The sequence below is a fragment of the Aurantimonas sp. NFXS3 genome, from assembly GCF_049132005.1.
Classification (GTDB): Bacteria; Pseudomonadota; Alphaproteobacteria; order Rhizobiales; family Rhizobiaceae; genus Aurantimonas; species Aurantimonas coralicida.
In genome coordinates this window covers 700,068-721,494 of sequence record NZ_JAGDDZ010000001.1, presented here as the reverse complement: position 1 = coordinate 721,494, position 21,427 = coordinate 700,068, and the positions used below count along the sequence as shown (strand labels likewise).

23 protein-coding genes are annotated in these 21,427 nt (G+C 69.0%); 13 read left to right on the top strand and 10 right to left on the bottom strand.

Features of this window, described 5'->3' with window-relative positions; all coding sequences use genetic code 11:
- Positions 1 to 16: 16 nt before the first annotated feature.
- The 4 genes from J3367_RS03230 to J3367_RS03215 all read right to left on the bottom strand — a co-directional run bounded on the left by J3367_RS03230 (position 17) and on the right by J3367_RS03215 (position 3,886).
- Complete coding sequence (locus J3367_RS03230) at positions 17 to 1,222, bottom strand: phage portal protein (RefSeq protein ID WP_421460176.1); 1,206 nt, start codon at positions 1,220 to 1,222, stop codon at positions 17 to 19.
- 40 nt (positions 1,223 to 1,262) lie between these two features.
- The gene (locus J3367_RS03225) at positions 1,263 to 2,498 is read right to left on the bottom strand and encodes a DNA-packaging protein (protein ID WP_051141502.1); all 1,236 of its coding nucleotides are present in this window, start codon (positions 2,496 to 2,498) and stop codon (positions 1,263 to 1,265) included.
- A 281-nt stretch (positions 2,499 to 2,779) separates the two neighbouring features.
- Positions 2,780 to 3,265: a hypothetical protein gene (locus tag J3367_RS03220; protein WP_024348739.1), complete on the bottom strand. Its 486-nt coding sequence runs from the start codon at positions 3,263 to 3,265 to the stop codon at positions 2,780 to 2,782.
- Between the two features lie 144 nt (positions 3,266 to 3,409).
- On the bottom strand, positions 3,410 to 3,886 hold the full coding sequence (locus tag J3367_RS03215) for a YcgN family cysteine cluster protein (protein WP_024348740.1): 477 nt from the start codon (positions 3,884 to 3,886) through the stop codon (positions 3,410 to 3,412).
- A gap of 140 nt (positions 3,887 to 4,026) precedes the next feature.
- Here J3367_RS03215 and J3367_RS03210 point away from each other — a divergent pair, with 140 nt between their 5' ends.
- From J3367_RS03210 to J3367_RS03200, 3 genes are read left to right on the top strand one after another with little or no spacing between them, the layout of a single operon-like run.
- Entirely contained in the window at positions 4,027 to 6,180 is a 2,154-nt protein-coding gene (locus J3367_RS03210; RefSeq protein ID WP_024348741.1) for a transglycosylase domain-containing protein, read from the top strand.
- A gap of 32 nt (positions 6,181 to 6,212) precedes the next feature.
- Positions 6,213 to 6,797 (top strand): DUF1214 domain-containing protein, encoded by a 585-nt coding sequence (locus J3367_RS03205; protein ID WP_024348742.1) that lies wholly within the window; start codon positions 6,213 to 6,215, stop codon positions 6,795 to 6,797.
- Positions 6,787 to 7,413, top strand: coding sequence for a DUF1254 domain-containing protein (locus tag J3367_RS03200; protein WP_024348743.1), 627 nt, complete (start codon positions 6,787 to 6,789; stop codon positions 7,411 to 7,413). Before J3367_RS03205 ends, J3367_RS03200 begins: the two co-directional genes overlap by 11 nt.
- 90 nt (positions 7,414 to 7,503) lie before the next feature.
- Here the strand turns inward: J3367_RS03200 and J3367_RS03195 are convergent, their stop codons facing one another.
- Positions 7,504 to 7,674: a hypothetical protein gene (locus J3367_RS03195; protein ID WP_155898341.1), complete on the bottom strand. Its 171-nt coding sequence runs from the start codon at positions 7,672 to 7,674 to the stop codon at positions 7,504 to 7,506.
- A 228-nt stretch (positions 7,675 to 7,902) separates the two neighbouring features.
- On the opposite strand from J3367_RS03195, the gene J3367_RS03190 reads away from it, so the two are divergent.
- Positions 7,903 to 8,934: a hypothetical protein gene (locus J3367_RS03190; protein WP_421460173.1), complete on the top strand. Its 1,032-nt coding sequence runs from the start codon at positions 7,903 to 7,905 to the stop codon at positions 8,932 to 8,934.
- Positions 8,935 to 8,952: 18 nt separating this feature from the next.
- Here the strand turns inward: J3367_RS03190 and J3367_RS03185 are convergent, their stop codons facing one another.
- Genes J3367_RS03185 through J3367_RS03175 form a run of 3 tightly spaced genes read right to left on the bottom strand, consistent with a single transcriptional unit; the run spans position 8,953 to position 11,873 of the window.
- The gene (locus J3367_RS03185) at positions 8,953 to 9,285 is read right to left on the bottom strand and encodes a DUF1491 family protein (RefSeq protein WP_024348745.1); all 333 of its coding nucleotides are present in this window, start codon (positions 9,283 to 9,285) and stop codon (positions 8,953 to 8,955) included.
- Positions 9,286 to 9,301: 16 nt separating this feature from the next.
- A complete protein-coding gene (locus J3367_RS03180) occupies positions 9,302 to 10,051 on the bottom strand; it encodes a peptidoglycan-binding protein (protein ID WP_024348746.1) in 750 nt (249 codons plus the stop codon).
- Between the two features lies 1 nt (position 10,052).
- Complete coding sequence (locus tag J3367_RS03175; RefSeq protein WP_024348747.1) at positions 10,053 to 11,873, bottom strand: sensor histidine kinase; 1,821 nt, start codon at positions 11,871 to 11,873, stop codon at positions 10,053 to 10,055.
- A 377-nt stretch (positions 11,874 to 12,250) separates the two neighbouring features.
- On the opposite strand from J3367_RS03175, the gene J3367_RS03170 reads away from it, so the two are divergent.
- Positions 12,251 to 12,826: a DUF5330 domain-containing protein gene (locus tag J3367_RS03170; RefSeq protein WP_051141476.1), complete on the top strand. Its 576-nt coding sequence runs from the start codon at positions 12,251 to 12,253 to the stop codon at positions 12,824 to 12,826.
- Between the two features lie 110 nt (positions 12,827 to 12,936).
- Positions 12,937 to 13,359, top strand: coding sequence for a SufE family protein (locus tag J3367_RS03165; protein WP_024348749.1), 423 nt, complete (start codon positions 12,937 to 12,939; stop codon positions 13,357 to 13,359).
- 63 nt (positions 13,360 to 13,422) lie between these two features.
- Here J3367_RS03165 and J3367_RS03160 read toward each other — a convergent pair whose 3' ends face one another.
- The gene (locus J3367_RS03160) at positions 13,423 to 13,944 is read right to left on the bottom strand and encodes a DUF6456 domain-containing protein (protein ID WP_024348750.1); all 522 of its coding nucleotides are present in this window, start codon (positions 13,942 to 13,944) and stop codon (positions 13,423 to 13,425) included.
- The gene (locus J3367_RS03155) at positions 13,941 to 14,501 is read right to left on the bottom strand and encodes a helix-turn-helix domain-containing protein (protein ID WP_421460170.1); all 561 of its coding nucleotides are present in this window, start codon (positions 14,499 to 14,501) and stop codon (positions 13,941 to 13,943) included. Before J3367_RS03155 ends, J3367_RS03160 begins: the two co-directional genes overlap by 4 nt.
- 103 nt (positions 14,502 to 14,604) lie before the next feature.
- Between J3367_RS03155 and J3367_RS03150 the strand changes: the two genes are divergently transcribed.
- From J3367_RS03150 to J3367_RS03120, 7 genes are all read left to right on the top strand, one after another.
- Positions 14,605 to 15,033, top strand: coding sequence for a hypothetical protein (locus tag J3367_RS03150; RefSeq protein WP_060576870.1), 429 nt, complete (start codon positions 14,605 to 14,607; stop codon positions 15,031 to 15,033).
- A gap of 190 nt (positions 15,034 to 15,223) precedes the next feature.
- Positions 15,224 to 16,450 carry an ABC transporter substrate-binding protein gene (locus J3367_RS03145; protein WP_029702526.1) on the top strand — a complete coding sequence of 409 codons (1,227 nt, stop codon included), beginning with the start codon at positions 15,224 to 15,226 and terminating at the stop codon, positions 16,448 to 16,450.
- 194 nt (positions 16,451 to 16,644) lie between these two features.
- The gene (locus J3367_RS03140) at positions 16,645 to 17,868 is read left to right on the top strand and encodes an ABC transporter substrate-binding protein (protein ID WP_029702527.1); all 1,224 of its coding nucleotides are present in this window, start codon (positions 16,645 to 16,647) and stop codon (positions 17,866 to 17,868) included.
- Positions 17,869 to 17,952: 84 nt separating this feature from the next.
- Positions 17,953 to 18,717 carry an ABC transporter ATP-binding protein gene (locus J3367_RS03135; protein WP_024348755.1) on the top strand — a complete coding sequence of 255 codons (765 nt, stop codon included), beginning with the start codon at positions 17,953 to 17,955 and terminating at the stop codon, positions 18,715 to 18,717.
- On the top strand, positions 18,710 to 19,438 hold the full coding sequence (locus J3367_RS03130) for an ABC transporter ATP-binding protein (protein ID WP_024348756.1): 729 nt from the start codon (positions 18,710 to 18,712) through the stop codon (positions 19,436 to 19,438). Before J3367_RS03135 ends, J3367_RS03130 begins: the two co-directional genes overlap by 8 nt.
- Positions 19,439 to 19,444: 6 nt before the next feature.
- On the top strand, positions 19,445 to 20,332 hold the full coding sequence (locus J3367_RS03125) for a branched-chain amino acid ABC transporter permease (RefSeq protein WP_009208875.1): 888 nt from the start codon (positions 19,445 to 19,447) through the stop codon (positions 20,330 to 20,332).
- 1 nt (position 20,333) lies between these two features.
- Positions 20,334 to 21,341 carry a branched-chain amino acid ABC transporter permease gene (locus tag J3367_RS03120; protein WP_024348757.1) on the top strand — a complete coding sequence of 336 codons (1,008 nt, stop codon included), beginning with the start codon at positions 20,334 to 20,336 and terminating at the stop codon, positions 21,339 to 21,341.
- The last annotated feature ends 86 nt before the right edge of the window (positions 21,342 to 21,427 follow it).

The window sequence follows — 21,427 nt, the reverse complement described above, 5'->3', positions numbered from 1 at the left end:
ATTGCGCTCGGTCGCCTCAGCCCTCGGCGCCGTACCCCACCGCCTCGCGCTTTTCCGAGCGCGACAGGAAGTCTGCCGTCCCGACCCGCGCCCACAGCGCCTCGCGCTCGGCGCTCAACCCCTCGACCCGGTCGAGATCCTGCGCCAGCCGCAGGTCGGGCGCGCCGAAATGGCCGCCCAGCCAGTCGCCGATCGCCCCGGCCAGGCGTCCTGCCAAGGGCAGCACCGTCAGGCGGAAGAAGGCGCGGTTGGCCTCAGCATAATTCGCATAGGTCAGGTCGCCGGGGATCCCCAGCAGCATCGGCGGCACGCCGAAGGCCAGCGCGATGTCCCGCGCCGCGCCATTGCGCGCCTCGATGAAATCCATGTCCTTGGGCGACAGCGCCATCGCCTTCCAGTCGAGCCCGCCTTCCAGCAACATCGGCCGCCCGGCCCGCGCCGCCCCGGCATAGCCGCTTTCGAGCTCGGCCTTCAGCCGGTCGAACTGCTCGGGCGCCAGATTGCCCCCGTCGGCCGGCTGATAGACCAGCGCCCCTGACGGCCGGGCCGAATTGTCGAGCAGCGCCTTGTTCCAGCGCGACGCCGCATTGTGCAGGTCGAGGGCCGTCTGCGCCGCCGCCAGCGGCGAATAGCCTGCCGTTTCGGCCAGCGGATGGAACAGCCGCACATGCAGGAGCGGCGCCGGCCGCTCGCCATGCCCCTCGGCGGCGATCCGGCGCACCGCGTGGCCGGCGCGATATTCATAGGCCTCCGGCCAGCCGTCGCTGCCCTCGACGATCCGCACCCGGTCCGGTCGCAGCGCATGCAGCGCCCGGATCTCCCCGTCGATGCCGGTCGCCTCCAGATAGGCATTGCCCGACAGGAGCAGATGCCCGCACAGGGTCTCGGTCAGGCTCTGGCCGTCGCTGGCCGGGTTCGGCCGGCGCAGGAGGTCGAGGATCGGATGTGCCGTGACCTCCCGGCTGCCCTCGTAGAGCAGCATCGGGATCGCCGCCGCGGTCTCGGCGATCAGCCGGACCGAGCGGTAGACCACCGGGTTCTGCATGAAGCCCGCCCGCGCCAGCCCCTCATAGCCGCGCTCGCTCCAGCCGCCCGGATCGCCGCCGCCGGAAAACACCAGCGCCCCGCCGGCAGACCCCACGCCCTTGCGCTCCCCCGGCGCCGCCGCACGCGCCCCGCTCCCGCCGCCGAGCCAGTCGGCGATCGTCCGTGCCAGTCCCATGGAGTGTCTCCAGATTACTTCGATTGACGCGGAAGCCGCCTCAAAGCCCGCGCACCCGCGGGTCGCGCACCGGGCCGGTCAGCGCCGTCACCGCCCACACCAGCGCGTCCAGCCGGTCGGGCGAGCGACCGCCGCTCAGGCCCTCCGGGCCGAAATCGGCCATCTCGTCTTCCAGTTCGGGAAACCGCCCCGCATGGCGCACCCGGCCCTGCTCGTAGAGCGCCGCCACCGGCTCGGCCCGCAGCCATTTGCCCCGCGACGCCCGCACGGCGCGGAACGGCACGCTCGGCGCGCAGGCGCGGATCACCGCCTCCACCATGTCGCCGCCCTGGTTCACCTCGGCGACGATCCGGTCCGCCTCCAGCCGCTCGAACAGCGCCACGGCGGCGCCCGCCCATTGATGCGGCTTGGCCCCGCGCCGGCTGGCATCCGCCAGCACATAGATCGTGCCGTCGGCCGCATGGCCTGCCGCGACGATGCCGCAGGCGTCCGAGCGCGTCGTCGCCGTCGCCGGCGGATCCACCGCCACCACCACCCGCCGCAGCTCCGGCGCCGCGCGCACCCGCGCCCTGTCGATCGCCGCCACGTCGAACAGCGCGTCCTCGCGCGCCTCCAGCATCAGCCCTTCCAGCTCCTGCCGGCCGAGCCGCGACCCGCCATAGCGGGCCTCCATCGCCGCCAGGAATCCCGGCGCCAGATTCGCCGCGTTCTCCGCCGTGCGCATGTGGGTCGTCGCCGTCCCGGCATCCGCCATCAGCTGCTTCAACAGCGGGATCGGCCGCGGCGTCGTGGTGAACAGCGCCCGCGGCCGCCCCCCCAGGCGCAGACCGAACTGCAAATTGTCGAAGCAGGCTTCGCCATGCACCCATTTGGCGAATTCGTCGCCCCAGGCCGCATCGAACTGGTAGCCGCGCAGCGCGTCCGGGTCCTCCGACGAGAACACCTGCGCGATCGCCCCGTTCGGAAACACCAGCCGCCGCCGGCTCACCTCATAGACCGGCCGCCCCTCCACCGAGGCCGCCACGATCCCGCTTTCGCCGGCGATCATCACCTCGCGCGCATCGCCCAGTGTTTCGGCGATCAGCGCGATCCGGCCGTGCGGGCGCGCGGCGATCGGCGGTGCCCCCGCCGCCATCGCCCGCACCCATTCGGCGCCGGCCCGGGTCTTGCCCGAGCCGCGCCCGCCGATCAGCAGCCATTGCCGCCAGTGGCCCGGCGGCGGCAATTGCGAGCGCCGCGCCAGGCGCAGCCAGTGCGGCGACGCGCTCGCCAGCACCGGTCCCGGATACGCGCCCGACAAGGCGACCACTTCCGCCTCGTATTCCGCCTCCGACAGCAGCGGCAGCGCCGCATCGTCCGCTGCCGCAGCGGCTCCGACCTCCGATCCGTTTCCACAGCCGCCCGCAACGGCAGCGCCGCCATCGCCGCCCGACGCCCCGCTCGCGTCGATCCCGGCCGCTACGCCCACGCTCCGCGCCAAACTCACACGGTCCGACCCGCCATCGGCGCCTTCGTCGCCGCCGCCCGCGCCTGTCGCGCCAGCCCGCCGCCCGCCGGTCATGCGCCATCCATCGCCGCGGAAGGCCCCGCAGGTCCATCATCCACCGGCCGCGGATCGCCCGCATAGGCGCCGTCGGCATCGAACAAGGTCGCCCCCTCACGCCGCCGCGCGTCGAGGCTGCGCAGCCGCGACAGAAACTCTTCGCGCAGCCGGGCCGTCTCCGCCGCGTCCGCGTCGCCGCCCTCCACCGCCAGCCGTTCCAGCCGCTTCAGTTCCAGGAGCTTCTCCAGGGTGCGCGCCGCCTGGCCGATGCTCTCGACCCGCTCCTTGGCGCTCGCCCGACGCGGCGCCGGCGCGGCCTCGCCGCCAGCCTTCGCCGGCGCCCGCCGCTTCGCCCCGTTGGCGGTCGCCGTCCTGGCGGCTTGGGCCCGCGCCGCGCCGGCCGCCCGCGATAAAGGAATATTGTCCGAGAACTCGGCCTGCAGCGTCTCGACCTCGCGCCGCAGCAGCACGAACAGGCGCTCCGACAACAGCTCCGCCATGCCGCGCCTGCCCCCGAGCCCGCCGGCCAACAAAAAGGGCGCCGGGGTCAAACCCCGCCGCCCGCAATTTCTCGACTGTATCTGAACCCTACCCGACCACCGTCACGCCGTCAAGGACTTTTTTCCTAGACCTTTCATGCCCCCCTAAGCCGCGTCGTCCATCGGGTTCTCGCCCGGCCAGGCCGCCAGATGGTCCTCGTAATCCTCCAGCGCCATGCCGGCCTCGCTGACCGTGCGGCCGCGCACCGAGACGCCGGCCTGGTGCACCGTGTCGGGATCGCCCGAGACCAGGTGGTGCCACCAGTAGAGATCGCTCCCCTCCGCCACCAGCCGGTAGGCGCAGCTCGGCGGCAGCCAGCCGATCGAGCGCACCGTCGCCACGTCCAGCGACACGCAGTCGGGCACCGTCGCCTGCCGGTTGTCGTAGTCGCGGCAGCGGCAGCTCTCGCCGTCCAGAAGCTGACAGCCGACATTGGTCCAGGCGATCTCGCCCGTGTCCCAATCCTCCAGCTTGTTGAGACAGCAGCGCCCGCAGCCGTCGCAGAGCGACTCCCACTCGTGGGGGGTCATCTCCTCGAGGCTCTTGGCCTGCCAGAAGGGCTTGTTGCCGGAATCACGCATGGTTGAAATGTCTGCACTTCCTCGCGACTTTTTCATGATCTCGACGTATAGGGTACAAGCACTTCCTGATGAAGGGACGTCGCGTCGCGGCCGCAGATGCGTCGCGGGCGCGGGGTCCGGCCGAGAGTGACAGGTTGACCTTGGACGAAACTCCCGAAAAACGCCGGCGGCGCAGGCAGCCCTCGCGACTGATCGAGATCGACGCCTGGATCGACTCCAGCCTGTGGCGCTCCTTCCATGCCTTCGCGGCGTGGTGGGAAGGCGTCACCGTGTTCTCCCGCAAGTTCCGCGTGCGCGGCTTCAACCGCTTCCTGTTCGAGGTCATGGGCGAAGGCCTGACCCTCGGTCTGGCCGGCTTCGTGCTGCTTCTGGCGCTGGCCCAGCCGGCGATGAAGGTCACGGCGAAGGGCCTGCCCCAGGAAACCGACTATTCCGTCCAGTTCCTCGACCGCCATGGAGACGAGATCGGCCGCCGAGGCGTGCTGCGGGCGGCCGCCGTGCCCATCGACGAGATGCCGGATTCCTTCATCAAGGCGGTGCTGGCCACCGAGGACCGGCGCTTCTTCGAACATTGGGGCATCGACTTCTTCGGCCTCGCCCGCGCCATGTCCGAGAACGCCCGCGCCGGCGGCGTCGTCCAGGGCGGCTCCACCCTCACCCAGCAGCTCGCCAAGAACCTGTTCCTGTCCAACGAGCGGACCATCGATCGCAAGATCAAGGAAGCCTTCATCTCGCTCTGGCTGGAGTCGCATCTGACCAAGCGCGAGATCCTCGCCATGTATCTCGACCGCGCCTATATGGGCGGCGGCACCTTCGGCGCGGCCGCCGCGGCGGAATTCTACTTCGACAAGAACATCCGCGACGTCTCCATGGCCGAGTCGGCCATGCTGGCCGGCCTGTTCAAGGCCCCGGCCCGCTATGCGCCGCACATCAACCTGCCGGCGGCGCGCGCCCGCGCCAACGAGGTCCTGACCAACATGGTCCAGGCCAACTTCGTCACCGAGGGCCAGGTCGTCGCCTCCCGCCGCCAGCCGGCCGTCGCCGTCGACCGCTCCTCCACCCAGTCGCCGGACTATTTCCTCGACTTCGCCTTCGAGGAGGTGCAGCGCCTCGCCCGCGAGGCCGGCCTCAAGCAGCGCAGCTTCCTCGCCCGCACCACCATCGACATGCGGCTGCAGCAGCTCGCCGATGAATCGGTCGAGTATCATCTGCGCCAGTTCGGCACGAATTACGACGTCGAGCAGGGCGCCATGGTCGTCATCGGCGAGGATGGCGGCGTGCGCGCCATCGTCGGCGGCCGCGACTACGGCGTCTCCCAGTTCAACCGCGCCACCAATGCGCTGCGCCAGCCGGGCTCCTCCTTCAAGGTCTTCGTCTATGCCGCCGCCATGCAGGCCGGCATGACCCCGTCCGACACCATCGTCGACAGCCCGATCACCATCGGCCGCTGGTCGCCGCAGAATTACGGCCGCTCCTTCTCCGGCCGGGTCACCCTCGCCAATGCCCTGGCCCGCTCGCTCAACGTGCCCGCCGTCAAGCTCAGCCAGAAGGTCGGCATGGACAATGTCACGGCCCTGGCCAGCGAGATGGGCGTCGAATCCCCGCTGCGCGGCGACAAGACCATGGCGCTGGGGACCAGCGAGGTCACCGTCCTCGACCAGGCGACCGCCTATGGCGTCTTCGTCAATGGCGGCATGGATTCCCACCGCCACGCCATCATGCAGCTGATGGACGCCTCCGGTCAGACGATCTGGGATGCCCGCCGCGACATGCCGCCCCGCAAGCGCATCCTCACCGAGGACGCGACCAAATCCATGAACGAGATGCTGGTCGCCGTCTCCGAGCGCGGCACCGCGCGCCGCTCCCAGCTCTCCATGACCCGCGTCGCCGGCAAGACCGGCACCACCCAGAGCTACCGCGACGGCTGGTTCGTCGGCTACACCGGTAATTTCACCGCCGCCGTCTGGTACGGCAATGACAGCTTCCGCCCGACCCGCAACCTCACCGGCGGCTCGCTCCCGGCCATGACCTGGCAGCGCTTCATGGAGACGGCCCACAAGAATATCGAGCTGAAGCCGATCCCGTTCATCGACGATCCCTTCCCGGCCGAAAAGCGCGAGGTCGCCACCAGCGATGGCGAGGCGCCGCCGCCCGAAGGGCCGCAGATGCTGTCGCGCGCCGCTCAGGCGGTTCTCGACGACATCGTCGAGCGGCTGGAAGCCCTGCCGCCGCTCGAACCCGAGCAGCTCGCCGCCGCCAGCGCGTCCGGCGCCCCCGCCGCCACGCAGCGCTAGACCGCCATCGGCCTCCCCGGATCTGACCGCCCATGCGTCTTGCGCTTCTCGTCCTCATTGCCCTGTCGATCGCCCTCGGCCTCGGCGGCTGGTCCGCCGACTGGGCGCTGCAACGCTCGACCGAGATCGGCACCGTGTCGGTCGGCCCGTGGCAGGCAAATCCCTTTGCCGGCGCGCCCGACGCCGATCCCTATTCCAAGGCCCGGCTCGCCCGCCTCGGCAATCTCACGCTCGGCATCGGCGAAGGCATCCTCTTCACCGCCGACCAGGACGGCGCCGGCAACGCGCTGCGCCGCCAGTGCAATTACCGCCTTGCCGGCCAGACCCCGCCGGCCCGCATCTGGACGCTGGTGCCCTTCACCCCGGAAGGCCGGCTCATCGCGCCGGCGGCCGGGCGCAACGGCTGGCTCACCTCCAACAGCCTGATGCGCGAGGAAGACAATTCCTTCGTCATCGCCCTCGGCCCCTCGGCCCGCTCGGGCAACTGGCTGGCGACCTCCGGCACCGGCCCCTTCACCCTCGCTTTGGCGCTCTACGACACGCCCGCCAGCGCCTCCACCGGCGTCGACAGCCTCGCTCTGCCCAGCATCACCCTCGAGACCTGCTATGATCGCTAGGCTGCTCTACGCCATCGTCGTCGGCCTCATCGGCGCCGCGCTCGTCCATATCGTGGTGATCTTCGCCATGCCGCATCTGGCCGAGAACAATGCCTGGGGCCGCTTCGCCCGGCTCGGACCGCTCAACGAGACCGTCCGCGTCGAGGCGCTGCGCAGCGCCGGGCCCGACACCATCGCCGCGCCGCCCGGTTCCGATCGCCACGACTTCGCCTTCGTCGATCCGGCCTTCGTCAATGCCAGCTGCCGCTTCTCGCTGGCCGACGGCCCGGTGCGGATGATCGCCAGCTACGGCCCCACCACCTTCTGGTCGGCCTCGATCTACGATCGCAACGGCGACAATCTCTACAGCATCAACGATCGCTCCGCCGTCGACGGCATCTTCGACCTTCTGGTCGGCACCCGCGAACAGATCGTCGACGCCAATGCCGACATCGACAGCGGCGACGACACCACCATCCCGGTCGAGGTCGATCTCAGCGAAGGCTACATGACCATCCGCGTGCTGGTGGACGAGGAGAGCAAGCGCCCGGCCGTGGAGGAATTCATCGGTTCGCTGGCCTGCCGCCCGCTCGGTCCGGTCACCGCCAATCAGCCGGCCGCCAGCCGCGACGGCTGATCGCCGTCCCCGGGAACGCCGCATGGGGCGGCATGCCGCCCGGCTCCGCTCGGTCGGCAAGGACGATCGACCGACGCCGAACCGCTGCGATCAGGCCTGCCGTTTCATCACGACGGCGCCCTTGCCGGCCCGCTCCGGAATCGCTTCCCGGCGCACGCAGGGCAGGAGAATGATCTCCGCCGTCGTGCGGCCGCCCGGCGCGGCCGGCCGCGCCCGCTGATATCTGTCCGACTTGCTGTTCAGGCTCACAATGACTGCCATGGTACGATTCCTCGTCCAATGGAGCACGGCAACATCCAGTATCTGGCGCTGTCGACCCAGGGGCTGACCATCGCGCATCGACCATGATCCGGATGGTCCTGATACCGGCGCATTCGTCATTCGCGCCGTCCGCAGGGCAGCAGACCCTACGACAGTTAACAGCTTGCTAATGTTTCTTAGCTAATCCTTCCTCCCGGCGAAACCAAAGGTCAACCATACGGGAGCCCCATGAAGGACGTCCTGCCGCGCATCTACCGTTCCCTCGAAAAGGACATCCGGCGCGGCGGATTCGACACCATCGTGACGGCCGCGACCATGAGCTTCCTGACCCAGCGCGCGCCCGGCAAACGGCAGCTGCGCGAGTTCGGCGATCTGGTCGCCTCGGCCTGGCCGCAGCTCGGCGCCGACACCCAGCGCACGCTCGCCCAGTCCCTCGCCTCCGCGCCCAACCTGCCTGTCGGCATCGTCGACCGCATCTGCAACGCCCCGCTGGATATTGCGGCACCGTTCCTGCGCACGAGCCCGTGCCTCGAGAGCCGGCATCTGGAGGCGCTGGCCCAGCGCCCGGACGCGGCCCTCCACGCCATTCTCGCCGAGCGCGAGGCCGCCGATGCGGTCCCCGCCGCTTCGGCCCCGACCGCAATTCCCGCTGCCCCGGCAAAGCCGGCGACCGCGCCCGTCGCGGCCCAGCTCTCCGCCCCCACACCCGTCCGCCAGGATGCCGCCGCAGCCGCCCGCGCCGAGCTGTTCCGGCTCGCCCGCCCCGGCCATGCACCGGCGACACCGGCCGCGCCCAAGGCAGCCGAAGCACCGCTTGCGACCTCGATCTCCGGCCTCGTCGCCGACGCCCGCGCCGGACGCCTCGAACGCTTCTATGCCGGTCTCGGCCGCATGCTGTCCCTCGACGCCGCGACCATCGCGACGATCGCCGACGACGCCAGCGGCGAATGGCTTGGTCGTGCGCTGAAGGTGTTGCGGGCCGGTCCGACCGATGCCCTCACCGCGATCATGCTGGTCAAGCCCTGCATCGGAGCGGATGTCGCGGCCTTCGAGGCGATGAAGACGATTTATCGCGGACTGGACGCCGACGATTGCCGGTCCCGCCTCGGCCTCGCGAGGGCCCGGATCATGGTCGACGCGCCGGCGCTGCAGCCGCAATCGGCCGATCTGGTGATCCGTCCGGTCGCCGGTGCGCCGCGGCGCAGCTTCGGCCGCCGCACGCTGCCGCCGGCCGTCGAACGCTCCATCGGCAAGCGCTGAGGCCGATCGGCCGCTGCGCTATTCCGTGGCGAGGTCGATGAAGGCTTCGGGGTCGCGGGTCTCGATCTCCACCACCCAGAAATCCGGGTCGAAGCGCGCCTCGCGGGCAAGCCGCGCTTCCAGCGCCGCCTCGTCCGCCGCCGGTTCGAGAACGAAGCGGCGCTCGCCGCTCTCCTCGCTCAGGCTCTGCGGCGCGGGCCCGTACAGCTGAAACGCCCCGCCCGGCTGCCGCGCCACGATGAAGATCGCGCCCGCCTGATCGGCGCCGCGGCGGGCGACGACGGCGAAGTCGCCGGCCGAAAACAGCCTGCGCACGAGCTGCGCCACGTGGAGTTCGCTGGTTATCCGCATCGGCGCGCGCGACCGCTCACTGGATCGCGCCGATCTCGATCAGCCGCTCCAGGATCCGCGGGTCCGGCGCGCCGGTGACTTCCAGCCCTTCCAGCGCCTCGAACGTGCGGATCGCCTCGCGGGTGCGCTCGCCGGGAATGCCGTCGGCCGAGAGTTCGGCGACCTGCGCCGAGGTCAGCCCGGCCTGGATCCGGCGCACCAGCTCGCTGTCGCTGAGCTTGCCGATCTCGGCCTGCAGGGCGTCGTCCGGCGCGTCGGTGGAATTGTCGGGCACGTTCTGCGGAATGCCCCGCATCCGCTCCTCGATGCTGGCGATGGCGTTCGGCCGCGGCGACGGGTTCGGCGCCTGCGCCGTCACCTGCCGGATCTGCGACAGCAGCAGCGGCGTCGCCGCCCCATCCGTCGTCAGGCCGTGGCGACTCTGGAAGGTGCGGATCGCGGTGTCCGTCGCCGGCCCCGGACGGCCGTCCACCGGCGCCTCGTAGATCCCCGCCTCGGCCAGCGCGGTCTGCACCTCGCGCACCAGCGGCACCGGCATCAGCGCCGGGTTGTTGCCGGCCACGCGCGTACCACCGCCCTCGCCCGGCTCGCGCGTCGCCAGGAACGGGCTCGGATGCGGTCCCGGCTGGTGCATGGCGTTGATCGCCACGCCGCCGAACAGGATGGCGAACCCGGTCAGGCCCGCCGACAGCGCCGGACGGCGTGCGAGCGCACGCGCCACGCCCGCCGCGCCGCGGCGGGTCAGGGCCAGAAGCGTCGTGCCCATGCTAGGCCGAGCGGCGCGCTTCGAGGGTCTGCGGGGGGAGATTCGTTTGGGTGCGGGCATCGCTCAGAGCTACGACATTTTCCTTGAGGTTTGGTGTGGATTCGGCGCCTTCGACATAGACCGCCGGCAGGCGGACCGTCACCATGGTGCCGACGCCCGGCTGGCTGCGGATCGTCATGTCGCCGCCGTGCAGTTCGGCCAGTCCCTTGACCAGCGACAGGCCGAGGCCGGTGCCCTGGTAGCGCCGCGTGGTGCCGGACGAGACCTGCACGAAGGGCCGACCCAGGCGCTCGATGTCGCTTTCGGCGATGCCGATGCCGGTGTCGCTGACCGAGAACTCGACCATCGGGCCGACCCGCCGGCTTTCCAGCGTCACGACGCCGACCTCGGTGAATTTCAGTGCGTTGGACAGAAGGTTCAGGAGGATCTGGTGGCAGGCCCGCCGGTCGGCGGTGATCTCCTCGTCGCGGCAGCCGGGCCGCACGTCGAGGCGCAGATCCTTGCGCCGCGCTTCCTCGCGCACGACGTCCACCGCCAGGTCCATCGCCTCGCCCAGCCCGAAGGCCTCCGGCACCAGCTCATAGCGGCCGGCCTCGATCTTGGACACGTCGAGCAGGCTGTTGACCACCGACAGGAGGTGCTGGCCCGACTGGCGGATCAGCCCGACATATTCCTTCTGGCGATCGCTCTCGAAGCCCCCGAAGAATTCCTGGTCGAGAATGTCCGAGAAGCCGATGATCGCGTTGAGCGGCGTGCGCAATTCGTGGCTGACCGCCGCCAGGAACTGGCTCTTGGCCGCCGACGATTGATTGGCCGCGTCGAGGGCCGTCTGCAGGTCCGCCGATTCGCCTGCCGCATGCACCGCGACCGCGACGGCCACATGCACGGCACCGGTCTCGGCGCAGCCGCGAAGACGCAGGCTTGCCGGATGATAGGTCCCGTCGCCGCGGCGCAAACGCGCTGCCGCAGTGACGACCTGCGCCGTGCGCCGCGCGTCCGCCAGAGCCTGCAGGAACACCACGCGGTCGCCGACATGGACGAGGTCGACGAGGCTGCGGCCGGTCACGGCGTCGCGCTCCTGCCCGATGCCGGCCAGCGCGGCAGGCGAGACCGCGGTCACCATGCCGCGGGCGTCGAGGGAGATCAGCGCCGCATCCAGGAGAGCGGCGGCATCGTCGATCGACGGCCCCGCAACGGCAACATCCGAGGTCGTGGCCGTAGCGTTAGCGTTGGAGCCGGTCGAACGCCGGGCCAGCCGGAGAACGAGCGTCGCGCCATAGCACAGGATCAGCGCCGCCGAGGCGGGGTCGAGACCGGCGGTGAAGACCGGCGGACCGACGGCGAGCAGGCAGGCGGCAAAGACCAGGGTCGACCCGGCCAGCGCCGCGGCCAGTCCGCGACGGCCGGCGATCAGCAATTCGGCCGGCAGGATCGCCAGCAGGATCAGCCAGGCCGCCGAGGAGGATTGTGCGAACAGCGCGCCCCAGCCGATCAGGCCGGCAACGAGCGTGCCGCCCAGCCAGGTCGCATGGTCGATGGCGCCCGTCGAGGACAGATAGGCCGCGGCCGCCAGCGCCATGCCGGCGACGATCAGCGGCGCCGCCACGGCGAGGATGCCGGACTGGAGCAGTGCCAGGATGGGCGATGCAATCGCGGCGAGCAGGCCGGCGCCGATCAGGCCGCCGATCGCCAGCGCCTGCACCCGGCGCTCACCCGCGTCGCTGACGGAGTTCGGAACGAGAACATCGAGCCGTTCGCCGATGAGAGACAGCGCACCACCGGCCGGTGTTCCTGTCTGTCGCTCGTCCAACGCCTCGGTCATACAAGAACTCGCACTCACATTCAGGCCGCCGGGCGTCGAGGACAATTCGAGGTCCGGCGGCGGTCGACCGTGATAATGCGACCGACGGTTTAAGGAAGCCATAAACCACGGCTTTTCCCGTTGGCGTTGCCGTCGGATACCCGGCACAGCGCAGATTCGGACATCGTCCGTCTTCGCTTATGGTTAACGCTTCCTTGCACCGCCCGATGCCCGCTTCGCCGGCCATCTGGTCTTAAGCGGCGGTGGAAAACGGACAATTTGAATCAACTACGCGTCGCAGTTTCAACGTCCCCTTGGAACGGCCATGGCATGGTGGCGCTTATCGAACGACCGGTCGACCAGGACCGGATGCATGCTCTGCCATTTCGGGGATTGAAATGATCCGCTTCATCATCAGATCGGCCTTCCTGCTCGGCCTCGTCGCGCTGTTCCTGCCTAGCGGCCAGAACGACGGCGACGACGCGGCGACCGGCATCGATCCCTTCACCGCCATGATGGGGGCCCAGGCCGCCATCGCCGACATCTGGGGCTTCTGCGACCGGGCGCCCGCCGCCTGCTCGGCCGGTGGCGATCTGGTGCAGTTCGCCGGCGACCGGATCGGCGATGGCTTCGCCCTCGCCTATCGCACGATCCAGGGTCAGGCCGGCGAGCCGGCGACCACCGACATCGCCGCCGTAAAGACGCCCGCGCCGCAGCACCCCGTTCCGGCCAGCACGATCCCCGCAAGCAGCCGCCCGGACGACATCGTCACCGGCGCCGTGACGCAGGTCCTGGAACTCGCCCGCCCAGCAACCCCCGGCCGCACCGCAAAGCCGGCCGCCAGCACCACTTTCGCCATGCCGGCGCTGGAGGAGACCCAGACGGTCGCCAGCCAGCCGCGCCCCGACACCGCCGTGCCCGCCGCCGCAACGCCGGCCCGTCTGCCGATCCCGCAGCCCGCGCCGCGCGCCTGAAACCCTTTCTCCGAGATCGCATCCCCGGCCGGGCCTGACATCGCCGCCCGCTGACCTTATATCGCGACCAGAGCGGTCCCACGGCCGTATCGGGCCAGACCGGAGGCGGAATGCAGACGATCGAAGACATCACGGCGGATTTCGAATATCTCGACGACTGGGAAGACCGGTACCGTTACCTGATCGAGCTCGGCCGCGCCCTTCCGCCGTTGCCCGAAGGCTCCCAGACCGAGGAGAGCAAGGTCCGCGGCTGCGCCAGCCAGGTCTGGTTGGTGAGCGAATCCGACACGGCCAATCCTCCGCACCTGACCTTCCTGGGGGATTCCGACGCCCATATCGTCCGTGGTCTCGTCGCCGTGGCGCTCGCTCTGTTTTCCGGCAAGACCGCGCCGGAGATCCTCGAAGCGGACGCCGAGGCGACCTTCCTGCGCCTCGGCCTCAAGGATCACCTCAGCCCGCAGCGCTCCAACGGCCTGCGTTCCATGGTCGCGCGGATCAAGGACGACGCCCGGCAGGCCCTCGCCGCCGCCTGAGTTGCGTGCCGTCGCGGACGGCACCCTGCCGCGACCGCGCCGCCGGCGACGGCCCCGCATGCATCACCCTTCCACCGGCTGATCGCCGTCCCCTCGCGCCCCGCCGATCGTCGGGCGCGAATCGGCGGTCCCCCACCGGCGGATATGTCCCTCGCGGTGGCCCGCCTGCCGGTCGAGCCCGTAATGGCGCGCCAGAACGCCGAGCCCGGCCTTCAGCAGGAGCTTGGCGGAGCGAACCGGCCATTGCCGCTCCCGCTCGATCGTTTCCAGCCCCTTCAGGAAACAGCAGAAGTCGAGCAGCACGCCCGAGAGTTCCGGCCCGACCGCCCCGATCGCCGCGTCCACCCGCCGCCGCGCGTCGATTGCCGAATCCGAGAAATCCCCGCCACCGCGGCTGCCCTGCCCGCGCGGCTGCGCGTCCCAGCGCTGGCTGATGCCGGGCATCAGCTGGCCCCGGGTGAAATGGCCCCGCAACCGCTCGCCGGCCTCCACCTCCTCCGCCGTCAGGAACGCCGCGCCATCCCGGCCCCGCCGCCTGGCGAGGCGCGCAAGCGGCGATTCGTCGTCGTTGAACCCCGCCTTCACGCCGCCTCTCCGCGTCCGCTGCCGGGCTGGAAAGCCGCCCGGATCGCCGTGCCCAGCCGCTCCAGCCGTTCGATCACCGCGTCGAATTCGGCATCGTCCCGCCGATCCTCGATCCGCCGCACCGCATAGGCGATCGTGGTGCGGTCGCGGCCGAACGGCCCGGCCATGCCGGTCAGCGGAATCTGGAAAACCACATGGGCGAGATACATCGCCACATGGCGCGCTTCGCAGATCGGCGCGATGGCCCGGGTCGGCCGGTCGATGTCGCAGACCGGCACGTCGAGAAAGGTGCTGGCGATCTCCCGAGCCAGGCGGCATCCGAGCCGCGTGTCGATCGGCGGAACGCCGTCGCGGGCGGGCGGCACGTCGGGTGACGCCGCCGGAACGCCAGGCAAGCCCGCCCTCTCCGACAAAATCTCTGCGCTTCTGGCCGGGATCTGATCCTGCATCGCTGCCTCCACTGTTTCGGGATCTCCCCCGTTCTTAGGCCAAATGCGACCGGTTGTGGAAATTATTCCTATTTCATGCCGCGCGACCCCAGCCGTCGGATTGACCATTCATGCCGAAACTCTGGCGTTGTGGCGAAACCGCACAGGAATTTTTTCCCCGCCATCGCCCACACACCCCAGGCTCATGCGGACATCCCAGGAGGACATCCGCATGACCCCATCCTTCGACCGCCCGGCATCGCAGACCCGGCTCGAAGCCGCCGCCCGCAGCTATGTCGCGGCGCGCCGGCGAGTCGCCGCGGACCGCGCTGCCCGGCGTCAGCTCGCGGCGTTGCTGCGGCCTTTGGCGCCTCCGTCGGCCGCGCTCGACGCGGCCGTCGCCGCCGACGATCCGAGCCTCATTCCCGAAGGGCAGCGCCACGAGATGCTGTCGCGTCTGGCCGCCGAGCTTCGCCATCTGGCGCGTCTGGCGCGGCGCGGCGACCGCGCCTACGACATCAACCGCCATCTCAAGGCGAAGCGTCTGGCGCGCTGGCTCGGCGGCGCCGAGCGCTGGCTTCGCAGCCCCACAGAGCTCGGTTCCGGCCGCTCCGCGAACGCCCGGTTTCGCCGCGCCGGCCGGTGTCGATCAATGCCCTAGAGGAAGCCCCCGACAGACAAAAACCCAACGTTCGCAACACAGATCGCACCGATACTAAGCCTCGCGTAGTATAGCTTGACACCCTTCCGATGGCTGGCCACAACATCGGTCCTGTTCTTGATCGGGTGACTCACCGGGCATCGGCCCTGGGGCCCGATCGAAAGCGAACGATCTGGGAGGATCACCGAATATGCAGAGTTTCACGCGCCTGCTGCTGGCCGGCACCGCCGCGGCCGCCGTCCTCGTACCGGCGACCGTCAGCGCACAGGAAGTGTCCAACGACGTCGTCAAGGTCGGCATTCTCAACGACCAGTCGGGCGTCTACGCCGATTTCGGCGGCAAATGGTCGGTCGAGGCCGCCAAGATGGCGATCGAGGATTTCGGCGGCACGGTTCTCGGCAAGCCGATCGAGATGGTCTCCGCCGACCACCAGAACAAGGCTGACATCGCCTCCAACATCGCCCGCGAATGGTACGACGTCGACAATGTCGACGCGATCATGGAGCTGACCACCTCGTCGGTCGCCCTGGCGGTTCAGGGCCTGTCCCGCGAGAAAGAGAAGATCACCATCACCACCGGCGCGGCGACCACCGAGCTGACCGGCGGCCAGTGCAGCCCCTACGGCTTCCACTGGGCCTACGACACCCACGCTTTGGCGGTCGGCACCGGCGGCGCGCTGGTCAAGGCCGGCGGCGACACCTGGTTCTTCCTCACCGCCGACTACGCCTTCGGCTATTCCCTCGAGGAGCAGACCGGCAATTTCGTCAAGGAGAATGGCGGCGAAGTCCTCGGCGCGGTCCGCCATCCGCTCGGCACCACCGACTTCTCCTCCTTCCTGCTCCAGGCCCAGAGCTCGGGCGCCAAGGTCATCGGCCTGGCCAATGCCGGCCTCGACACCGCCAGCGCCATCAAGGGCGCCGCTGAGTTCGGCATCGTCCAGGCCGGCCAGCAGCTCGCCGGCCTGCTCTTCACCATCGCCGAAGTCCACGGCCTCGGCCTCCAGGCCGCACAGGGCCTGAACCTCACCGAGGGCTGGTACTGGGATCAGAGCGACGAGAACCGCGAGTTCGCCAAGCGCTTCATGGAGCGCACCCAGCGCATGCCGAACATGATCCAGGTCGGCACCTACTCGGCCGTCACCCAGTATCTGAAGGCCGTCGAGGCGGCTGGCACCGATGCCACCGACGCCGTCGCCGAGAAGATGCACGAGCTGCCGGTCGAGGACGTCTTCGCCAAGAGCGGCACCGTCCAGGAGAACGGTCGCATGGTCTACGACATGTACCTCTTCCAGGTGAAGGCGCCGGACGACTCCACCCAGCCGTGGGATTACTACAACGAGATCTCCACCGTGCCGGGCAACGAGGCCTTCCTCTCGGTCGAGGATTCGGGCTGCGACGTCGCCAGCTTCGCCAAGTAGGACGGACACGGGAACGGGGGCGGCGCCGCGGGCGTCCGCCCCCGTTCCGCTTTCTGGCCGGCTGCCCGATTCCAGGACAAGTGCCTGAAGTTTCGGCTTGCAGTCATGGGGTTTGGCCGATCCAATGCAGTTGCGCGACAGCCGTCACGGGGAGGTGACGACCGCGCTCCAAGGGAGGAATCGATTTGATGACCATGAAGACCAGCCTCGTCGCCCTGTGCGCTGCCGGCGTCGCGGCCACCGCTGCCCTTCCCGCCGCGGCCCAGGAGATTTCCGACGACGTCGTGAAGATCGGCATCCTGAACGACCGCTCCGGCGTCTATGCCGACACGGCGGGCGAAGGCTCCGTCGTCGGCGCCCGCCTCGCGGTCGAGGATTTCGGCGGCACGGTTCTCGGCAAGCCGATCGAGATCGTCTCGGCCGACCACCAGAACAAGGCCGACATCGGCTCCAACATCGCCCGCGAGTGGTACGACACCCAGAATGTCGACGCGATCATGGACCTCACCACGTCCTCCGTGGCCCTCGCGGTCCAGGGCCTGTCGCGTGAGAAGAAGAAGATCACCATGACCACCGGCGGCGGCTCGACCGAGATCGCCGGTGGCCAGTGCAGCCCCTACGGCTTCCACTGGGCCTACAACACCCGCGCCTTGTCCCAGGGCACGGCCGGCTCGCTGGTCAAGAACGGCGACGACAGCTGGTACTTCGTCACCGCCGACTACACCTTCGGCGATTCGCTCCAGGGCGAGGCCACCAAGGTGATCGAGGCCAATGGCGGCGAAGTGCTCGGCGCCGTGCGCCATCCGCTCGCCACCACCGACTATTCCTCCTTCATGCTGCAGGCTCAGAGCTCCGGCGCCAAGGTCGTCGGCTTCGCCAATGCCGGCCTCGACACGGCGAACGCCGTCAAGGCCGCCACCGAGTTCGGCCTTGTCCAGTCCGGCCAGAAGCTCGCCGCGCTGCTCTTCACCCTGGCCGAGGTCAACGGTCTCGGCGTCGAGGCGGCCCAGGGCCTGAACCTCACCGAGGGCTGGTACTGGGACCAGAGCGACGAGAACCGCGAATTCGCCGACCGCTACATGAAGGCCTTCGGCAAGATGCCGAACATGATCCATGTCGGCACCTATTCCGCGGTCCTGCAGTATCTGAAGGCCATTGAGGCCGCCGGCACCGACGAGACCGAGGCGGTCGCCGCCAAGCTGCACGAGATGCCGGTCGAGGACCTCTTCGCCAAGAACGGCAAGGTCCTGGAGAACGGGCGCATGGTCTATGACATGTACCTGTTCGAGGTGAAGACGCCCGAGGAATCCACCGGCCCCTGGGACCTCTACAAGGAGGTCGCCACCGTTCCCGGCGACGAGGCCTACGGCACCGTCGAGGAAAGCGGCTGCGACGTCTCGTCCTTCCCCAAGGGCTGATCTGACAGCGGACGCCGGCCGGCCATGCGGGCCGGCGTCCATCCCGGCAATGCGTTTTAACGCCGACAGGAGTACCCCGCGCCGATGAGCGTATCCCCGCAAGAGGCGATTCTGTCCGCCCGCGGCCTGACCAAGGAATTCTTTGGCTTTACCGCCGTCAATTCCGTCGATCTCGACGTGCGCGAAAACACCATCCACGCGCTCATCGGTCCCAACGGGGCCGGCAAGACGACGGTCTTCAACCTTCTCACCAAGTTCCTGACACCGACATCGGGCACCATCACCTTCCGCGGCAAGGACATCACCAAGGTCAAGCCGGCCGATGTCGCCCGGCTCGGGCTGGTGCGCTCGTTCCAGATCTCGGCGGTGTTCCCGCATCTGACGGTGCTGGACAATGTCCGCGTCGCGCTGCAGCGCAAGGCGCATCTCGGCACGCAGTTCTGGCGCTCCAACCGGGTGCTGCACACGCTCGACGACCGCGCCCACGAGCTGATCGACGCGGTCGGCCTCGCCGAATACGCCAATCTGGATGCCGCCGAGCTCTCCTACGGCCGCAAGCGCGCCCTCGAGATCGCCACCACCCTTGCCCTCGACCCGCCGGTGCTGCTCTTCGACGAGCCCATGGCCGGCATGGGCATCGAGGACATCGGCCGCATCTCGGCCCTGATCAAGCGCATCGCCAAGGACCGCACCGTGGTGATGGTCGAACACAACCTCAACGTCGTGGCGGATCTCTGCGACTACGTCACCGTCCTGGCGCGCGGCGAGATTCTCGCCGAAGGCGACTACGAGACGGTGAGTTCCGATCCGCGCGTGCGTGAAGCCTATATGGGAAGCGAAGATGATTGAGGCCCCGGGCCGCCCGCAGGGCCCCGCCCTTCTCGAGGTACGCGATCTGCACGGATGGTACGGCGAAAGCCACGTCCTGCACGGCGTCTCGCTGGATCTGCACGAAGGCGAGACGATCACCTTGGTCGGCCGCAACGGCGCCGGAAAGACGACCACCCTGCGCGCCATCATGAACCTTCTGCCGCGGCGCGAGGGATCGATCCGCATCGCCGGCGCCGACATGATGAAGGTGCCGGTCCACCGCACCGCCTATTCGGGCATCGGCTACGTGCCGGAAGAGCGCGGCATCTTCGCCACGCTGACGGTCTCCGAAAACCTCATGCTGCCGCCCACCGTGGCGCCCGGCGGCATGACCATCGAGGAGATCTACGACCTCTTCCCCAACCTTGCCGAACGCCGCAACTCGCCGGGCACCAAGCTGTCCGGCGGCGAGCAGCAGATGCTGGCCATCGCCCGCATCCTGCGCACCGGCGTCAAGATCATCCTTCTCGACGAGCCCACCGAAGGGCTCGCCCCCGTCATCATCCAGCGCATCGGCGACGTGCTGATGGAGCTCAAGAAGAAGGGCATGACGCTGCTTCTCGTGGAACAGAACTTCCGCTTTGCCCGCAAGGTCGCCGATCGCTTCTTCCTGATGGAGGACGGCCACATCCTGGAAAGCTTCCCGACCTCCGAACTCGATGCCCGGATGGACCGGCTGCACGAAGTGGTGGGAGTGTAACGCGCCATGACCATGATCTTCGGCATTCCGCTCCCGGCGCTGCTCGGCCAATTGCTGATCGGCTTCATCAACGGCTCCTTCTACGCCCTTCTGAGCCTCGGCCTCGCGGTCATCTTCGGCCTCCTGCGGGTCATCAACTTCGCCCATGGCGCCCAGTACATGCTCGGCGCCTTCACCGCCTATCTGGTGCTGGCCTATACCGGCCTCGGCTTCTGGCCGGCGCTGATCGTCGCCCCGCTCATCGTCGCCATGCTCTCGGCGGTCATCGAGCGCACCATGCTGTCGCGGCTCTACGACCTCGACCATCTCTACGGCCTGCTCTTCACCTTCGGCCTGGCGCTGATCATCGAGGGCACCTTCCGCTATTATTTCGGCGCGGCGGGCAATCCCTATCCGACACCGGCGCTTCTGGCCGGCGGCACCAATCTCGGCTTTATGTTCATGCCGAACTATCGCGGCTTCGTCGTCGTCGCCTCGCTGGTCATCTGCATCTCCACCTGGCTGCTGATCGAGAAGACCCGGCTCGGCGCCTATCTGCGCGCCGCCACCGAGAACCCGCAGCTCGTCCAGGCCTTCGGCGTCAACGTGCCGCTGCTCCTCACCCTGACCTACGCGCTCGGCGCCGGTCTCGCCGGCCTCGCCGGCGTCCTGGCCGCGCCGATCTACCAGGTCAGCCCGCTGATGGGCTCCAACCTCATCATCATCGTCTTCGCCGTGGTGGTGATCGGCGGCATGGGCTCGATCCTCGGCGCCATCATCTCCGGCTACATGCTGGGCATTCTCGAGGGCCTCACCAAGGTGTTCTATCCCGAAGCCTCGAACATCGTCGTCTTCGTCATCATGGCGATCGTGCTCATGATCCGGCCCGCCGGCCTGTTCGGGAAGGAGGCGTGACATGACCAGCCTGGATCACACCAGCGAAGTCCGCACCGAGGGAACCGACGGCGCCGCCGTCTCTCCCGACCGCAAGCCCGGCCAGCGCGACCTGTCGACCATCGGCTTCGTCCTCGCCGGCATCGCCGTCGTCGGCCTGCTCGTCGCGCCGTTCTACGTCTATCCGGTCTTCATCATGAGCGTGCTCTGCTTCGCGCTCTTCGCCATCGCCTTCAACCTCTTGCTCGGCTATGTCGGGCTTCTCTCCTTCGGCCATGCCGCCTTCTTCGGCGGCGCGGCCTATTTCACCGCCCACGCCGCCAAGGTCTGGGGCTGGGAGCCGCTCTCGGCGATCCTGCTCGGCGCCGGCGGGGCCGGCCTGATCGGTCTTCTGGTCGGCTATCTCGCCATCCGCCGCCAGGGCATCTACTTCGCCATGGTCACGCTGGCCCTGTCGCAGATGATCTTCTTCATCTTCCTGCAGGCGCCCTTCACCCATGGCGAGGACGGTATCCAGGGCGTGCCGCGCGGCTATCTGCTCGGCATCGTCAATCTCAACGACCCGCTGAACATCTACTATTTCGTCCTGGCGATCTTCCTGTTCGGCTTCTTCGCCGTCTGGCGCATCGTGCACTCGCCCTTCGGCCACGTGCTGAAGGCGATCCGCGAGAACGAGAACCGCACCATCTCGCTGGGCTACCGGGTCGAGCGCTACAAGCTCGGCGCCTTCGTCATGTCGGCGGCCATTGCCGGCCTCGCCGGCTCGACCAAGGCCATCGTCTTCCAGATCGCGACGCTCACCGACGTGGCCTGGCAGATGTCCGGCGAGGTCGTGCTGATGACCCTCCTCGGCGGCATGGGCACGATCTTCGGACCGGCGATCGGCGCCGCGCTCGTCGTCACCATGCAGCACTATTTCGCGTCGATGGATTTCCCGGTCACCGTGATGATCGGCATCATCTTCGTCCTGTGCGTGCTGCTCTTCCGCCGCGGCATCGTCGGCGAGGCCATCCGCCTCATCCGCCGATAAGAACAACACCCAGCGGGGCCGGCCATCGCGCCGCCCCGCTGGCGTGACCGCCACATCCGGCATCCCCCGGCTGCCGGCACGCGCAG

Coding starts and splice junctions, on each gene's coding strand:
- J3367_RS03120 (WP_024348757.1), top strand. CDS start 20,334: ATGACCAGCCTGGATCACACCAGCGAAGTCCGCACCGAGGGAACCGAC.
- J3367_RS03230 (WP_421460176.1), bottom strand. CDS start 1,222: ATGGGACTGGCACGGACGATCGCCGACTGGCTCGGCGGCGGGAGCGGG.
- J3367_RS03185 (WP_024348745.1), bottom strand. CDS start 9,285: ATGCGGATAACCAGCGAACTCCACGTGGCGCAGCTCGTGCGCAGGCTG.
- J3367_RS03195 (WP_155898341.1), bottom strand. CDS start 7,674: ATGGCAGTCATTGTGAGCCTGAACAGCAAGTCGGACAGATATCAGCGG.
- J3367_RS03200 (WP_024348743.1), top strand. CDS start 6,787: ATGATCGCTAGGCTGCTCTACGCCATCGTCGTCGGCCTCATCGGCGCC.
- J3367_RS03150 (WP_060576870.1), top strand. CDS start 14,605: ATGACCCCATCCTTCGACCGCCCGGCATCGCAGACCCGGCTCGAAGCC.
- J3367_RS03170 (WP_051141476.1), top strand. CDS start 12,251: ATGATCCGCTTCATCATCAGATCGGCCTTCCTGCTCGGCCTCGTCGCG.
- J3367_RS03180 (WP_024348746.1), bottom strand. CDS start 10,051: ATGGGCACGACGCTTCTGGCCCTGACCCGCCGCGGCGCGGCGGGCGTG.
- J3367_RS03145 (WP_029702526.1), top strand. CDS start 15,224: ATGCAGAGTTTCACGCGCCTGCTGCTGGCCGGCACCGCCGCGGCCGCC.
- J3367_RS03215 (WP_024348740.1), bottom strand. CDS start 3,886: ATGCGTGATTCCGGCAACAAGCCCTTCTGGCAGGCCAAGAGCCTCGAG.
- J3367_RS03190 (WP_421460173.1), top strand. CDS start 7,903: ATGAAGGACGTCCTGCCGCGCATCTACCGTTCCCTCGAAAAGGACATC.
- J3367_RS03205 (WP_024348742.1), top strand. CDS start 6,213: ATGCGTCTTGCGCTTCTCGTCCTCATTGCCCTGTCGATCGCCCTCGGC.
- J3367_RS03125 (WP_009208875.1), top strand. CDS start 19,445: ATGACCATGATCTTCGGCATTCCGCTCCCGGCGCTGCTCGGCCAATTG.
- J3367_RS03130 (WP_024348756.1), top strand. CDS start 18,710: ATGATTGAGGCCCCGGGCCGCCCGCAGGGCCCCGCCCTTCTCGAGGTA.
- J3367_RS03135 (WP_024348755.1), top strand. CDS start 17,953: ATGAGCGTATCCCCGCAAGAGGCGATTCTGTCCGCCCGCGGCCTGACC.
- J3367_RS03155 (WP_421460170.1), bottom strand. CDS start 14,501: ATGGTCAATCCGACGGCTGGGGTCGCGCGGCATGAAATAGGAATAATT.
- J3367_RS03140 (WP_029702527.1), top strand. CDS start 16,645: ATGAAGACCAGCCTCGTCGCCCTGTGCGCTGCCGGCGTCGCGGCCACC.
- J3367_RS03175 (WP_024348747.1), bottom strand. CDS start 11,873: ATGACCGAGGCGTTGGACGAGCGACAGACAGGAACACCGGCCGGTGGT.
- J3367_RS03220 (WP_024348739.1), bottom strand. CDS start 3,265: ATGGCGGAGCTGTTGTCGGAGCGCCTGTTCGTGCTGCTGCGGCGCGAG.
- J3367_RS03165 (WP_024348749.1), top strand. CDS start 12,937: ATGCAGACGATCGAAGACATCACGGCGGATTTCGAATATCTCGACGAC.